The 13,752-nt window shown below is 69.1% G+C and carries 14 protein-coding genes; 6 read left to right on the top strand and 8 right to left on the bottom strand.

Going from position 1 to position 13,752, the window contains the following annotated elements; genetic code table 11:
• Positions 1-545: 545 nt before the first annotated feature.
• A complete protein-coding gene (locus K1J60_RS25480) occupies positions 546-1,298 on the top strand; it encodes an SDR family NAD(P)-dependent oxidoreductase (protein WP_220648209.1) in 753 nt (250 codons plus the stop codon).
• On the opposite strand, the gene K1J60_RS25475 is transcribed toward K1J60_RS25480, so the two are convergent.
• The gene (locus tag K1J60_RS25475; protein ID WP_220648208.1) at positions 1,235-2,122 is read right to left on the bottom strand and encodes a LysR family transcriptional regulator; all 888 of its coding nucleotides are present in this window, start codon (positions 2,120-2,122) and stop codon (positions 1,235-1,237) included. The two genes, K1J60_RS25480 and K1J60_RS25475, sit on opposite strands and share 64 nt — an antisense overlap.
• 584 nt (positions 2,123-2,706) lie before the next feature.
• Positions 2,707-3,402, bottom strand: a complete 696-nt coding sequence (locus K1J60_RS25470; protein ID WP_220648207.1) for a TetR/AcrR family transcriptional regulator — start codon at positions 3,400-3,402, stop codon at positions 2,707-2,709.
• Positions 3,403-3,545: 143 nt separating this feature from the next.
• Between K1J60_RS25470 and K1J60_RS25465 the strand changes: the two genes are divergently transcribed.
• Entirely contained in the window at positions 3,546-4,220 is a 675-nt protein-coding gene (locus tag K1J60_RS25465) for an SDR family NAD(P)-dependent oxidoreductase (RefSeq protein WP_220648206.1), read from the top strand.
• A gap of 176 nt (positions 4,221-4,396) precedes the next feature.
• Here K1J60_RS25465 and K1J60_RS25460 read toward each other — a convergent pair whose 3' ends face one another.
• On the bottom strand, positions 4,397-4,612 hold the full coding sequence (locus tag K1J60_RS25460) for a hypothetical protein (RefSeq protein WP_220648205.1): 216 nt from the start codon (positions 4,610-4,612) through the stop codon (positions 4,397-4,399).
• Between the two features lie 54 nt (positions 4,613-4,666).
• Here K1J60_RS25460 and K1J60_RS25455 point away from each other — a divergent pair, with 54 nt between their 5' ends.
• On the top strand, positions 4,667-5,611 hold the full coding sequence (locus tag K1J60_RS25455) for an alpha/beta hydrolase (RefSeq protein ID WP_220648204.1): 945 nt from the start codon (positions 4,667-4,669) through the stop codon (positions 5,609-5,611).
• A gap of 201 nt (positions 5,612-5,812) precedes the next feature.
• Here the strand turns inward: K1J60_RS25455 and K1J60_RS25450 are convergent, their stop codons facing one another.
• A complete protein-coding gene (locus tag K1J60_RS25450) occupies positions 5,813-6,433 on the bottom strand; it encodes a TetR/AcrR family transcriptional regulator (protein WP_220648203.1) in 621 nt (206 codons plus the stop codon).
• Positions 6,434-6,535: 102 nt separating this feature from the next.
• On the opposite strand from K1J60_RS25450, the gene K1J60_RS25445 reads away from it, so the two are divergent.
• The 3 genes from K1J60_RS25445 (at position 6,536) to K1J60_RS25435 (ending at position 10,173) form a co-directional block, all read left to right on the top strand.
• Positions 6,536-8,017, top strand: a complete 1,482-nt coding sequence (locus K1J60_RS25445) for an aldehyde dehydrogenase family protein (RefSeq protein ID WP_220648202.1) — start codon at positions 6,536-6,538, stop codon at positions 8,015-8,017.
• Positions 8,018-8,414: 397 nt separating this feature from the next.
• The gene (locus K1J60_RS25440; RefSeq protein ID WP_220648201.1) at positions 8,415-9,332 is read left to right on the top strand and encodes an NADP-dependent oxidoreductase; all 918 of its coding nucleotides are present in this window, start codon (positions 8,415-8,417) and stop codon (positions 9,330-9,332) included.
• A 472-nt stretch (positions 9,333-9,804) separates the two neighbouring features.
• Positions 9,805-10,173, top strand: a complete 369-nt coding sequence (locus tag K1J60_RS25435) for a DUF805 domain-containing protein (protein ID WP_220648200.1) — start codon at positions 9,805-9,807, stop codon at positions 10,171-10,173.
• Positions 10,174-10,413: 240 nt separating this feature from the next.
• On the opposite strand, the gene K1J60_RS25430 is transcribed toward K1J60_RS25435, so the two are convergent.
• From K1J60_RS25430 to K1J60_RS25415, 4 genes are all read right to left on the bottom strand, one after another.
• Positions 10,414-10,692, bottom strand: coding sequence for a hypothetical protein (locus K1J60_RS25430; RefSeq protein WP_220648199.1), 279 nt, complete (start codon positions 10,690-10,692; stop codon positions 10,414-10,416).
• Positions 10,693-10,997: 305 nt separating this feature from the next.
• Positions 10,998-11,432 carry a nuclear transport factor 2 family protein gene (locus K1J60_RS25425; protein WP_220648198.1) on the bottom strand — a complete coding sequence of 145 codons (435 nt, stop codon included), beginning with the start codon at positions 11,430-11,432 and terminating at the stop codon, positions 10,998-11,000.
• Positions 11,429-12,316, bottom strand: a complete 888-nt coding sequence (locus K1J60_RS25420) for a dioxygenase family protein (RefSeq protein WP_220648197.1) — start codon at positions 12,314-12,316, stop codon at positions 11,429-11,431. Before K1J60_RS25420 ends, K1J60_RS25425 begins: the two co-directional genes overlap by 4 nt.
• Before the next feature lie 325 nt (positions 12,317-12,641).
• On the bottom strand, positions 12,642-13,682 hold the full coding sequence (locus tag K1J60_RS25415; RefSeq protein ID WP_220648196.1) for an LLM class flavin-dependent oxidoreductase: 1,041 nt from the start codon (positions 13,680-13,682) through the stop codon (positions 12,642-12,644).
• Between the last annotated feature and the right edge of the window lie 70 nt (positions 13,683-13,752).

Genomic DNA, 13,752 nt, shown 5'->3' with positions numbered 1-13,752 from the left:
TTGCCGCCCCGACCTACCCACCCCACCCACCCCGAACGCCTCCTCCGCACCCGCCCACCACCCGCTACGCTGACCGGGCACCTTGCCTTCGTTGCCTTCGTGGGGCCTGCAGAAAACTCCGTCGTGAAGCCGGGCACGTTCTTGTCGGCTCGAAGGTTTCCTGGCACACGCACTGCTTCACCCGGATGGCGGTGAACGATGGTGTCGTACGTGCGCCCAGACTGGCAGTCAAGCGGCCTCGCCCCAGTGGACCGGGCCGCGCACGTACGCGGAGAATGCGTCGTCGTCGCTGGCGCCACGTGTAATGACCCGCAGCGGCAGAGTGGGCGACGCCTTCGTCCCTAAGTCCCGCTGCCGCAAGTCGGCTCCTCAGGTGTGAACACATCAAGGACTCGTACCGCCCGTGGCGCAGCTGACGGACCACGGATTCCGCGGTACCCAGGGAAGCCGGCAAGCACGACTATGCATATCCGATACCGTCCGAGTACCGCTGTGATGCCGAGACCGTCATTGTTCTGGCAGGTCAGCGGTGTTGGACTCAAGGCATGAAGAGGCTCAGCAACAAGGTCGCGGTCATCACCGGCGGCAGTTCAGGTATCGGACTCGCCACGGCGCAGCGGTTCGTCGAAGAGGGCGCGGTGGTCTATGTGACCGGCCGCAAGCAGCAGGAGCTGGAAGCCGCCGCGGCGAAGGTGGGCGCGATCGCCGTCCAGGGCGACGCGTCGAACCCCGCGGATCTCGACCGGCTGTACGAAACCGTGCGGGGCGACGGCCGCCAGGTCGACGTGCTGGTCGCGAACGTCGGGACCGCCGAAGTCGCCAGGCTCGAAGACGTCACCGACGAGCACTTCGACAAGACCTTCACCATCAACGTCAAGGGCACGCTCAAGACTGTCCAGAAGGCCCTTCCACTGCTCAACGACGGCGCGTCGATCGTGCTGGTGGGCTCGGTGTCGGGAAGCACCTCGGCGCCGGGGTTCAGCGTCTATGGCGCGTCGAAGGCCGCGGTCCGCTCGTTCGCCCGGGGATGGGCGAACGAGCTCAAGGGGCGGAATATTCGGGTGAACACGCTGGCACCGGGCACCACTGACACTCCCGGTATCGGGAGCGGAGTCGATGACGACACCAGGCGCGCGTTCATGACGCACCTCACGTCGCGGGTCCCGCTGGGCCGGTGGGGGCGGCCGGAGGAGCAGGCTGACGCGATCCTGTTCCTGGCCTCGGACGAGAGCAGCTACATCACGGGCTTCGAGCTGGTCGTCGACGGTGGCGCCACCCAACTGGGCGCCTTCGGCTGAGGGGTCCACATCCCGGCCGCCACGCTCTCGGCCGTACGAACGAACGCGTCACGCGTCGCGGCCGGGACGCCCTGCCGCCATGTCAGCGCCACGCGTGTCGGTGGCGCATCGACGACGGGAACAGCCACGACGGCGGATCCGATCCGGTCAGTCGCGCTCGCCCCCAGCGTCACGACCAGTTCGCCCATCGCGACCTTGTCGATGATCTGGTCGAGCACGATCTCCGCCGCACTCTGCGGCCACAGCGGCCGGAACAGCTCGTCCTGCACGACATCGGCAACCGAAACGGCCGGTTTCGCCGCGAAGGCATGGTCCAGCGGCAGCAACGCGACTGTTTGCACCTCGGCGACCTCGGAGGATTCCAGTCCGTCAAGCGGGACGTGGCCGCACATCAACGCGATGTCCGCCGCGCCGTTACGTACCAGATCGACCTGGTTCCGGGTGAACACGATCGCGACCTCGGCCGCATCCGGCCGGCGACGGTAGGCGCGCACCACCTTGGCCAGCAGCCCGGAACCGGTGCCCTGCCGCGCGGCCACCACCAGCCGGTGGGAGTTAACGCTGCGTTGGGCGCGCGACACAGCGATGTCCACCGCAGTCAGCGCTTTCCGGCTTTCGGCCAGGAACTCCGCGCCCGCCGCCGTGAGGACGACACGACGACTGGTGCGCGTGAGCAATTGAACGCCCATCCGGCGTTCCAGCCTGCCGATCGCCCTGGACAACGGGGGCTGCGTGATACCGAGCCGTTCCGCGGCCCGCCCGAAGTGCAGTTCCTCGGCGACCGCGACGAAGTACTCGAGCTCGCGTGTTTCCGGCCGTTCCATACCCACAGCTACCCATCAGTTGCCCGAGCTCACGTTCGCTAGGAGCCGTATCAGTTTCCCCGCCCCGGGGCGGCGGCACCAGGACCTTCGGTATCGGCTGAGGCGTTCCATCAACACGAAGAGAACCTGGCCCCTCGCCGTTCCTGCGGATGCCGCGCATTGGCGGCCGGAAGATATGGATAAGTCGTTCCGATTGGAGTAGCGTCAAGCGGAACCGCTGGTCCACTTGCGCGGTCGTCGCGCTCAGGCCGGTGACGGGCCGATCAGGCGGCGGGGTCCGGCCGATGGCGGTTGCTGTCGCTGACCCCGTCCGCCGCCGGAGGGGCATCGGGCTCCTGATGTGCGGCGTGATGGTCGATCTCACGTCCGACCGGTGCGCACTGTCCTGCTGACCGGCGGGGACACGGAACAGTCGGCCCGCACCCTCCAAGCCGTACGCCACGCGAGGAGAGCCTGCTTCACGCCGCCAGCGACAGCACCCGTCTGGCTCACACACAGCCGACCCGGCCGGGAACACCCCGCGAGCACAGACCGCGGCGAGTTCAGCGAGAAATCCGGCACGACGAGACGACGCCAGCCCCAAGTCAGCCGTCCCCAGCATCCGACTCCGCAACAGCCGCCGGACCGGCGCGAAGCATGGCCCGGTAGAGGGCTTCATGCTCGGGTGAGGCGGGCAGGGGGCCGCGGGACGGGGCCTCGAAGGACTGGACCAGCAGAGCGACGACGCGGCGCCAGGCGTCGGGGGCGGCGTCGCCGGTGGCGTTGACGACACCGGCGTTGGCCATGTGCAGCAGGACCATGTCCGAGGAGTCGAAGTCCTCGCGCAGCCGGCCCGTCGCCTTGGCCCGGCTGATGAGCTCCACCATGCCCTCGTAGGCCTCGTTGCGGCGCCGCTCCAGGGCTTTGGCGGTGGGGAAGGTCGTGATCAGGACGTCGGCGAAGCCGCTGTCGGCGGCTTGCATCGCGCAGGCGGTCTCGATGTAGCCGACAAACCCGTTCCAGGGGTCGGGGTCCTCCAGGGCCACGGCGACCGCGGTGGCGTAGGCGTCCATGCGGTCGAGGAAGACGGCGTCGACCAGCTCTTCCTTCGTGGGGAAGCGGCGGAACATGGTGGCGATCCCCACCCCCGCCTCACGGGCCACGGAGGCCATCGAGGCACCCAGACCGTCACGCGCGAACACCTTGCGGGCAGCGGCGGCGATCCGCTCACGGTTGCGCTCGGCATCGCTGCGCAAGGGTTGGGCGGCAGGGCCGTCGGGACGCTGGGGGCCAGGGGTCATACCCGGGAGTCTAGCAATCGGATTGCCCTATCCATTTTCGGTGATACAGTGGCGACAGTGAACCGGAAAGACCTATCCGGATCTCGATATGGATAGACCTATCCGAATACCTGCTCCTTCGACCAGCTCAGGAAAGGATCGCTGTGACCAGCATCGCCATCATCGGAGCCGGCCCCCAGCTGGGTCTGGCCATCGCCCGCACCTTCGGCTCCCAGGGCCTGGACGTCGCCCTGATCTCCCGCAACCGCGCCAAGCTCGACGATCTCGTCGGCAGGCTCACCACCGAGGGCATCACCGCCGCCGCCTTCCCCGCCGACGTCCTCGACCGCGACGCCCTCACCCAGGCCCTCAAGGACGCCGCCGCGAGGTTCGGCAGCATCGACGTCCTGGAGTACTCCCCGGTCGCGGGCCTCGCCACCACGCTGGCCACCCCGGCCGAGGCCGAACCGGCCCAGGTGCAGCACGAGATCGAGTTCCAGCTCTACGGCGCCATCACCGCCACCAAGGCGGTGCTGCCGGCGATGCGGGAAGCCGACGCGGGCACGCTGCTCTACACCACCGGCGCGGGCTCCATCGATCCCGTGCCGCAGGTCGGCAACGTCAACGCCGCCGCCGCCGCGCTGCGCAACTGGGCGATCAACCTCCACAAGGAGCTGGACGGCACCGGCGTCCAGGCCGCCCACGTCGGCATCGACGTGTCGATCGGCACGCCGGCCGTCCCCGGCTTCCCGACCGCCCAGCCCGAGGAGATCTCCCCGGTCTACTGGGAGCTGCACACCACCAAGCGCAACCAGGCCGAACTCGTCTTCAGCCTCTGAGATCGCACCAGGGCTCCGTCCTCTCCTCCTTCGCCGGAGCCGGATCGCGCCATCGCGCTTGACGCTGCGGCGGCGCGGTCCGAAAGAGGGTCCCGCCGCGTTCACTCCTCCCGACGCCTGCGGTGGGGACGTATGTCTCCGCTGGTGCGCTGATCGGCGTCATCAAGCGCACCGCCTTACTTGAGCTGCACCGCGCAGCCGGCGCCGTCCACGCTGTGCTGCCCGTCCTCGCATCCATCGCGCTGGGACTGGTCCGGGTGTCGTCCATCGCCCACGACGCCCCGACGTCGGCAGGTGAAGACCCTGGTCACCGTCCGGCAGCGGGCGCCCGTCACATCGGTGCACTCACCGAGCACCGATGCCGCGACACCGGGCCCTGCGAGGTCGCTCACGCCGCGCTCACCGGATCCTCGCCCGACCTCGCCCGACCTCGCCAAGGAGGCTTCATGACCTACGCGTACGACCCCGAGATCGCACCCTGGCTCGACCTGTTCCCCAACGGGCCGTTCGCCGACTTCCATGAGCTACGAGCAATGGGCGAGGCAGCGGTCCGAGGCGGCCTGCCGGTCTACGAGCCGGACATCCCGATCAGCACCGCCGACGTCACCGTCCCCGGGCCCGACGGCGCACCCGACGTGTTGGTCCGCGTCTACCGTCCCGCGGAGCACGACGGCCTGCTGCCCGGCCTGCTGTTCATCCACGGCGGCGGATTCATCATGGGCAGTGTCGAGCAGTTCGACGCCACCGCCACCCGCATCGCCGCGGAGGTCGGCACTGTCGTGGTCTCCGTCGAGTACCGGCTCGCCCCGGAACACCCCTTCCCCGCCGGGCTGGAGGACTGCTACGCAGCCCTGGCATGGACCGCGAAGTCGGCGAACGAACTGGGCATCGACCCCCACCGCCTCGGGATCGCCGGGGAGAGCGCGGGCGGCGGCCTCGCCGCCGCGGTGACGCTCCTGGCCCGTGACCGCGGCGGGCCCACGCCGTGCTTCCAGTACCTGGGCGTCCCCGAACTCGACGACCGCCTCCAAACGCCGTCGATGCGCACGTACGATGACGTACCGCTGTGGAACAGCCGTGCAACGCAGGTAAGTTGGGACTGCTACCTCGGCGAGGGACGCCGGGGCACCGCCGAGGTTTCGGCCTACGCCGCGCCCGCCCGCGCCCAGGACCTGTCCGGACTGCCTCCCGCGTTCGTCTCCGCCTGCCAGTACGACCCGTTCCGCGACGAGGACATCGACTACGCCCAGCGCCTCGCACACGCCGACGTCCCCACCGAACTCGTCCTCTACCCAGGAGTTCTGCACGGAGGCCTCATCCCTGAATCCGCGGTGGGCACACGCGTACTCGCCGACATGCTCGCCGCACTGCGCCGCGGCCTCGGCGCATGAGGCAAGTGACGAACACCCCTCGGGCCTCCTGACGGTGTCCGCGACCGCAGTGACCGAGGGGTCTTGCCCGCAGCGTCGGCCGACGCCCGCCGAGGAGAGTTCCGCACACTCGGACGCCTATCCGGTTCACGACACACAGCAGGCGTGTCCAGCCGACCGGCACCGGCTCCGGAGCCCGACCACCGCTCGAGACCGCCGCCCTCAGCGTGGCGGCTCGACGGCGTGTGCTCGCAAGGTGAGGAAGATCGTGTCGAGTGCGTCGAGGAGCGGCTCTTCGCTGCGGGTCGTCTTCGTCATCAGCAGCCCCCCTTGCAGAATCGCGAGAATCGAGCGGGCGAGCCGCTGCGGATCGGTGTCGGCCCGCAGCAGGCCCGCAGTGATCATGCGCTCGGTCCCGGTCTGGAGCAGGCGCTGCCAGTCCGCCATCGCTTCCTGGGCTGCCGCGGCGACCTGGTCGTGGCCGCCGGCGAGCTCATTGACCATCGAGCCGATGGGGCAGCCCCAGTAGGGCTGCGCCCTGTAGTAGGCCGTGATCGCCTCGCGCCACTTCTGCCACGCCTCCCAGGAGTCGAGTTCCTCCAGGGAGGGCCGTTGCGCGTCCAGCAGCCTCGCGGCCTGCCAGCCCGCGAGTGCGCTGACGAGGTCGGGCTTGCCTTCGGGGAAGTAGTGGAAGAGCTGACTCCTGCTCGTCCTCGTCGCAGCTCGGACATCTTCGAGCGTCGTCGCGTTCACGCCGCGCGCCAGGACGAGTTCTGCGGCGGCTTCGACGATGCGGGCGCGGGTGGCCAGTCCCTTGCGCGTGAGGCCCTCTGGAGTGCTCATGAGCTCAGTCTAGTAGTTCTGGACAGGCACGTCTGTTACTTTGGACATGGCCGTCCAAATAAATGGATAGGTCAACCCATTATCGCCCCCAAGGAGTTCTCCATGCCTCAGCAAGGTCGACCGACCCCCGTGATCGAGCGTGACCTGTTCATCGACAACGAATGGCGCCCGAGCGCGGACGGCCGCTCAGAGTCGCTGGTCAATCCGGCGACGGAAGAGCCGTTCGGCAGGGTCGCACTGGCATCGAGTGCCGACGTGGATGCCGCGGTGCGGGCCGCGCGGACCGCGTTCGACGAGGGGCCGTGGCCTCAGCTGTCCGTGAAGGAGCGAGCCGACTACATGCTCGCGCTCGCCGACGAGATCGAGCAGCACACGGACGTCATCGCCGAGTTGGTGATGGCCGAGACCGGGCTGGTCATCGGTGCCGCCCGCGGAAACCCTCTGGCCTTCGCCGGTCTGTTGCGCTACTACGCGAGCCTCGCCGACTCGACCGAGCTCCAGGAGGTCCGCACCGGCCTGAGCGGTGTCACCGCGCGCATCGAGAAACGGCCCGTCGGTGTCGTGGCCGCGATCGTGCCGTGGAACGCGCCGCTCGGTCTTGCCGCCTTCAAGCTTCCTCCGGCGCTCCTGGCCGGCTGCACGATCATCATGAAGCCGTCCGACTTCTCGCCGTTGAGCGCCGGCTACATCGCGGACGCCGCGCTCAAGGTCGGCCTGCCGGCCGGCGTGATCAACGTCCTCACCGCCGGTCCTGAGCAGAGCCAGCAGCTCGTCAGCCACCCGGGCGTGGACAAGGTGACGTTCACCGGATCGACGGGCGTCGGGCGCGCCATCGCCGCGGCCGCGGCGCCCACACTCAAGCAGGTCACGCTCGAACTCGGCGGAAAGTCCCCGGCGGTGATCCTGCCGGACGCGGATCTCGAACGGCTCGTCTACACCCTGCCGATCAACGTCTGCAACAACAACGGCGCGCAGTGCACGGATCCGAGCCGGCTGATCGTTCCGGAAAGCCGCAAGGACGAGATCGTCGGGGCACTGGCCGACGCGTTCGCACAGGTCAAGGTCGGAGATCCGCACGACCCGGACGCGGTGGTCGGCCCGATGATCAACAAGGCGCACTACGACAAGGTCCTCGGCTTCTTCGAGACGGCCCGGCAGGAAGGCGCGACATTCGCCGTCGGCGGTGGCCGCGCGCCCGGGTTCGACAAGGGCTACTACGTCTCACCGACCATCATCACTGACGTGTCGCCCGACTCCCGTGTCGCGCAGGAGGAGATCTTCGGCCCGGTGACCGCGGTGCTGACCTACCGCGACGAGGCCGAGGCGATCCGGCTGGCCAACCACACCGAGTTCGGGCTCAACGCTGCTGTCTACGGCGCTGACGAGCAGCATGCGCTGGAGGTCGCCCGCAAGATCCGCAGCGGTACGGTCTCGATCAACAACGGCATCACCATCGACCTCGGGGTGCCGTTCGGCGGCGTCAAGCAGTCCGGTTACGGGCGCGAACTCGGCCCCGAAGGTCTCGACGCGTTCTACAACACGCACGCGATCTTCCTCGATGGCGAGCCGGTTGTGACGCTCTGACGTCACGCGGACACCCCGGGTCCGACGACGCGGAGACGGACCCGAGCCAACCGCACGCCACCGCGCCGGAGGTTCCTCGACTCGGCGGGCCTCCGGTGCGGCCGGCGAGTGATCGAAGACAGAGCGCGAATCCAGAACGGCGGCTCAGCTGCCGGGGAATTTCTCCGCCGCGGCCCTGGGGCGGCATCCGTCGGACCGGAGCGAGGCAGGCCACGGCGATCACCGTGCGGACCCGCGAGGGCGGCCCAGAAGCTTGCCACGGCCCCTCCCGACAAAGATCGCCCCGCTGTACCGGGACCTGCCCGCCCAGACCAGCGACACCGCTTCGCGGTTCACGCCCGAGTTCCCGACTTTCCAGCCACCCGAGTCTTCCCCACATCCAGCAGAACGAGGAGCCATGTCCAAGGCATACGTCTTCACCGAGTACGGCGGTCCCGAGACGCAGACCTTCGTCGATCTGCCCAGGCCCGTTCCGGGGCCGGGTCAGCTTCTGGTCGCGGTGCACGCGGCCGGGGTGAACCCGGTCGACTGGAAGGTACGCGCCGGCTACCTGCGGGCGGTCCTTCCTCTGACACTGCCGGCAGTCTTGGGTACAGAGGTCTCCGGCGTCGTCGAAGAGATCGGCGACGGGGTCGAGGGGTTCGGGATCGGAGACGAGGTTTTCGGGGCCCTGCCGTTGGCCGGCGGCTACGCCGAACACGCGCTGCTGCCCGCCCAGACCGCGGCACACAAGCCGACCGCCGTGTCGTTCACGGACGCCGCGGCCCTGTCGGTGTCGGCGGCCACCGCCCACCAGGGCATAGACCGGCTGAACCTCACGCCCGGTGCCACCCTGCTGGTGAACGGAGCCGGTGGCGGTATCGGCGTCGCCGCCCTGCAGATCGCCCGCGACCTGGGCGTCACCGTGATCGGCACCGCCAGTCCGGGCAAGGCGGAGTTCGCCTCTTCCCTCGGGGCCACCCACGTCGCCTACGGACAAGGAGTGGCCGAGCGGGTAGCCGCGGTAACCCCGAACGGCGTGGACGCCATCCTCGACCTGGTCGGCGGCGACGCCCTGTACGCCGTCGCCGGTCTCGCCGTGGACAAGTCCAGGATCGTCACCGCGGTGGATCCGACGGCAGCGTCCGAACTCGGCGGTGACTACTTCCAGGTGGCGCAGAACGGGGAGGCACTCGCCCCTCTCGCCGAACTGGTCGAGTCCGGCATGCTCGACCCCCACGTCACGAAGGTCGCGCCCTTCACCGAGGCCGCGATGGCTCTCACTGCGGTCGAAGCCGGCCACTCGCTGGGGAAGACCGTCCTGAAAGTGCGGTGACGGACGAGGTCTGGCCGACCCGAAGGGGTTCCGCGGCATCCGCAGGCTCGTCGCGCTCAATTGATCACGGGAGCGACGACGCGGCACCATGCGGACACGGCGCCGACGTGCGGACCAGTACCGGACACGGGTCGAAGTCCTTGCGCAGAGGTCCTGTGCCCTTGGCGCGGCCGTCGAGTCCCACGGCCGCAAACGCCTCATTACGGCGCAACCCCAGGGCCCGTGGTCATCCGGTGCCCCGCTCCAGAAATCGGATCACCCTATCCACTTCCCGTGCTACGCTGCTCACGAAAACGGAGCGACCTATCCGAATCGGCGATGGGCAGAGCTCTCCAAGTGCTGACCCGTCGTACGGCTCGTACGGCCTGCACCGCGGGGGCCGTACTGCCGACACGGAAGGCACGGCCGAACTCTCACCGCCCGATCCACCGTGCCCCCATGACACTTCTGCGAAAGGACCGCCGTGACCAGCATGTCGTTGACCGATGCGGCACGCACGTGCCTCACCTCCAAGTTCGCCACGTTCTCCGGTCGCGCACGGCGCGCGGAGTACTGGTGGTTCTCGGTGCTGTACATGGGTGCCGCCGCCGTGATCGTCGGGGTCGCCTTCGCGATCGAGGCTCCGTTGCTCAGCGTCTTCCTGCTGCCGTTCATCGTGCCGATGCTGAGCGTCTCCGTCCGCCGGTTGCACGACACCGGCAGGTCCGGCTGGAGGATGCTCATCGCCCTGATCCCGGCCGTCGGCCCCGTCCTCTACCTCCTGGGCATGACAGTGGACAGCACCCCGGGCACCAACCAGTACGGTCCCTCCCCCAAGACCGCCGACCAGCCCGTCGGCTGAACCGGTCACGTGGTACGACGGTACGGAGACCGCCTCCCCCGGAACTACGCGAAGTCCGGGCTCCTCGCCGCCGCATGCCACGTTCGCGGTCGGTCGTAACGTCGCAGAGGCCCACGGTCGGAGACCAGAGCCCAGAGCCAGAGACGACGGAACGCACTGACGGTGAGGCTCCCGCCGCGCCCTCTCCGCGCGCCGGGAGCGTCGGGGTTTATCGGCCTGCCTGACGGCGGTTACCCGGCGTCAGAGGCACTCGATCCATATGGTGGCGGTCCACCAGGTGCCACCCGGATTCCCGACGAGGCTGCCCTGGCTGTCGTAGACGTAGCTGCCGCCACAGGCAGCGCTCGCGTTCGCCGCCGCAGCATCATTCGCCGCCTGCGGCGTCGGTCCGCCACCGGTCACCGAGAAGGAGCCGGCCGCGCTGGCGGCTCCGCTCGCGCCCAGCAGAGTCGCTATGGACAGGGCACCCCCGACAAGTGCCCCCATGGCCCTGCGCTTCATCGTTCCCGAGCGTCGCATGTTCTTGACTCCTTGTCAGTTGACGGAGGTCGCAGTTGATCTTCGTTTTGTGGGATTGCCGACTGGCTGTCGCTGCGGCCCCGGCGGAACCGCCTGCGGTGACGCCCTGAAAGGGCTGTCGGGTCTCTTCGTCGGTAGTGCCGTTCCAGCGCTTTGGTGACCCCGTGCTTGGAAAGCGCGCTGCGCCAACGGCACGTGACGTGTCCCGCCTCTGGTCGCGGCTCTTCCTCAACGGGCAGATGCTCGTCGGCGGGAGCTGCCAAGACGGCTCCCGCCGACGAGACACGACGACACCGTGGGGGTGATCAGGCGGGGGCTGGGGCGAGGACCGGGTGGACCACGCGGTGGGCGATCTTCCAGTGCCCGTTGTCGAGCCGGTAGTGGTCGTTCAGTTCCTGGATGTGTCCGGCGTTCGCGGCCGGATACAGGGCGGGGCCCTCGTCGACGGGGGTGGGGCCGGCGTAGGCGATGAAGGTGACGGTGCCCTGGGCGGTCCCGTCCCCGATGCCATGGAACTGTTGGTTGGTGACGAGGTGGCGGATTGTCACCTCGGGACCGGAACGGGCGTTGAGCACGTCAAGGATCTCGGCATGGCCGCGCAGCTTGCGTCCACGGACCTCGTACAGGGCGTCGGGGGCGAACAGTTCGAGGAGCTCGTCGTACTCACGGCGGTCGTAGCGGTGGAAGAAGGCCGTGTTCAGCCGGGCCAGCGACCAGGCCGTGACGTCCTCGGGAGTCATGCCTTCTCCCCCTTCGGAGTGATGGTGTCCGGGCTGGTGCGGGTCTTGAGGACGAAGTCGAACTCCATGGTCCGGTAGGGGCCCTGGAAACCGTGGGCGGCTATGTCCTCGGGGTTCTCGTGCAGGGCGGTGTCCGCCTGCAGGGCGGGGTGGGCCAGCTTCGAGCCGACGAAGTCGACGGGGATGACGGGGTCTCCCTTGAAGTAGATCTCGCCGAACCAGGGGGTGATCAGATCGGGGTGGTGGACCTCGTAGTGGATGTGGGCCGGACGGTAGAGGCTGCGGCCGAGGGCAGCGGCGGCCTCGACGACGCTGTCGATCGCCATGGCGTATTCGTCGGCGTAGGCGACGGGGGTGACGGTGGTGAAGGTGTAGTGGCCGTCGGCGTCGGTGAACAGGTGCCCGCGCAGGTTGTACTTGGGCACTCCGTCGTCGTACAGACCGGAGTAGTTGCCGTTGTTGGCCGCGTGGTAGATCTCCAGCCTGGCGCCCGCGAGCGGCTGACCGTGGCCGTCCAGAACGCGGCCGGACACGATCAGCGGGGTGCCGGGCTCGTCCGGCCGCATCGGCAGGGTGCCGGGGTTGTCGATACGCGGGGAACCGGGGATGACGGTGGGGCTCTTGACATCCTCGGAGGGGGTGTAGCCGTCCCGGCCACCCTGGAACAGCTCGCCGTACAGGGGCATGGCGACCAGCGCGAGGGGGGCGCCGGTGGCCTTCTGGAGCTGCTGGAACAGGTCGGTGACGGCGTTGAGGTCGTCGAAGGTCAGCCCTTCCTCGTCGCGGAGGCGGGCCAGGGCGTCCTTGAACGCCTCGACGAGACGTAACGCGCGGGGGTTGATCAGTGCCGGGTCGACGTAGGACGGATCGGTGGTCGTGGTCATTGCGGTCTGCTCCTTCATGGTGGGGGGGATCACTGAGGGCGGGCATCAGGCGCCCGGGGCATGAGGAGAGTCGGCGGACCACGGGCGCGTAAGCCGGTGGCGACGGTCTTCACGCCGCCGTCACTTCGGGCGGCGGCGGGGCTGGTTCCCCGCGGATGGCGAGGGCGACCTCGGCGGCGCGGAGTCCGCCGGATTGGTCGGCGGTCGGCCCGGGGGCACATCGCTGGGCTTGCGGAGGCGGCACCCGCTGGTCGGGGCGCCGAGCCGGTCGTATGGCGGAGATCGCGAGGCGGTAGGCGGCTGCCGTGGTGGGGACGGTTCCTGCTCATGGTTTCGCCAGCTCGGCGCGGATCTGGGGCAGCACTTTCGTGCCGAGGAGTTCGATGGCGCGCAGGAAGTCGCGCTGTGGCATGCCGCCGACGTCCATCTGCAGGATCTGGCGGGTGTGACCGAGCAGCCCGTGCAGGTGGAGGATGCGGTCGGCGATCTCGTCGGGGCTGCCGACGAAGACCATGCCGCCGGGTTCGATGGCTGCGGCTCGGTCGGCGCGCGAGGGAGCGGGGCGGCCCAGTTCGGCGCTGCCCTCGGCCATCATCCGGTGCTCGTACTCCAGGTAGGTGGACCGGGCCTGGGTGGCGGACTCGGCGACGAAGCCGTGCACGGCCACTGCGATGTCGGCCCGCTCGGCGGGGTGCCCGGCCTCGTCCCAGGCGGCGCGGTAGGCGTGCCCGTAGCGCGCCCAGTGCTCGGGCGTGCCACCGAGGACACCCAGGAACATCGGCAGCCCGAGCTCGACGGCGCGGTAGACCGAGTCGGGGCTGCCGCCGGTGCCGAGCCAGATCTTCAGCGGTTCCTCGGGGCGGGGGAAGACGGTGACATCCTGGAGCGGCCGCTTGCGGTGGGGCCCGTGCCAGGTGATGTTCTCGCCGGCGTTGACCGCCATCAGCAGGGCGAGTTTGGACGCGTAGAGCATGTCGTAGTCGTGCTCGTTGTGGTCGAACAACGGGAACGTGATCGTCGACGAGCCGCGTCCGGCCACGGCTTCGATGCGTCCGGGCGCGAGGGAAGCGGCGGTCGCGAGCTGCTGGAACACCCGGATCGGGTCGTCGGTCGACAGGACGGTGACCGTGGTGCCGAGCTTGATCCGGTGGGTGGTGGCCGCGGCGGCGTTGACCACGGAGGTGGGCGAGGACAGCGGCATCGCCCGCATGTGGTGCTCGCCCACCCCGAAGAAGTCCAGGCCCACCTCGTCGGCGAGCTTGATGGCTTCCAGTACGTCGCGGATGGCCTGGGCGGTGGGGCCGCGGCTGCCATCGGGCAGGCGCGGGGTGTTGCCGAAGGAGTAGACGCCGAGTTCGAAGGTCATGGCGGAGTCCTGGCTTGAGTTGCTGATGGCGGGCATGGCTCGCCGGTGGAGGGCGCGGGTGAGCCGGGAG

This window comes from Streptomyces akebiae, from assembly GCF_019599145.1.
Taxonomy (GTDB): Bacteria; Actinomycetota; Actinomycetes; order Streptomycetales; family Streptomycetaceae; genus Streptomyces; species Streptomyces akebiae.
This window is presented reverse-complemented; position numbering and strand designations above follow the sequence as displayed.

Coding starts and splice junctions, on each gene's coding strand:
- K1J60_RS25425 (WP_220648198.1), bottom strand. CDS start 11,432: ATGACTCCCGAGGACGTCACGGCCTGGTCGCTGGCCCGGCTGAACACG.
- K1J60_RS25440 (WP_220648201.1), top strand. CDS start 8,415: ATGTCCAAGGCATACGTCTTCACCGAGTACGGCGGTCCCGAGACGCAG.
- K1J60_RS25430 (WP_220648199.1), bottom strand. CDS start 10,692: ATGCGACGCTCGGGAACGATGAAGCGCAGGGCCATGGGGGCACTTGTC.
- K1J60_RS25415 (WP_220648196.1), bottom strand. CDS start 13,682: ATGACCTTCGAACTCGGCGTCTACTCCTTCGGCAACACCCCGCGCCTG.
- K1J60_RS25475 (WP_220648208.1), bottom strand. CDS start 2,122: ATGGAACGGCCGGAAACACGCGAGCTCGAGTACTTCGTCGCGGTCGCC.
- K1J60_RS25455 (WP_220648204.1), top strand. CDS start 4,667: ATGACCTACGCGTACGACCCCGAGATCGCACCCTGGCTCGACCTGTTC.
- K1J60_RS25480 (WP_220648209.1), top strand. CDS start 546: ATGAAGAGGCTCAGCAACAAGGTCGCGGTCATCACCGGCGGCAGTTCA.
- K1J60_RS25420 (WP_220648197.1), bottom strand. CDS start 12,316: ATGACCACGACCACCGATCCGTCCTACGTCGACCCGGCACTGATCAAC.
- K1J60_RS25470 (WP_220648207.1), bottom strand. CDS start 3,402: ATGACCCCTGGCCCCCAGCGTCCCGACGGCCCTGCCGCCCAACCCTTG.
- K1J60_RS25435 (WP_220648200.1), top strand. CDS start 9,805: ATGTCGTTGACCGATGCGGCACGCACGTGCCTCACCTCCAAGTTCGCC.
- K1J60_RS25450 (WP_220648203.1), bottom strand. CDS start 6,433: ATGAGCACTCCAGAGGGCCTCACGCGCAAGGGACTGGCCACCCGCGCC.
- K1J60_RS25445 (WP_220648202.1), top strand. CDS start 6,536: ATGCCTCAGCAAGGTCGACCGACCCCCGTGATCGAGCGTGACCTGTTC.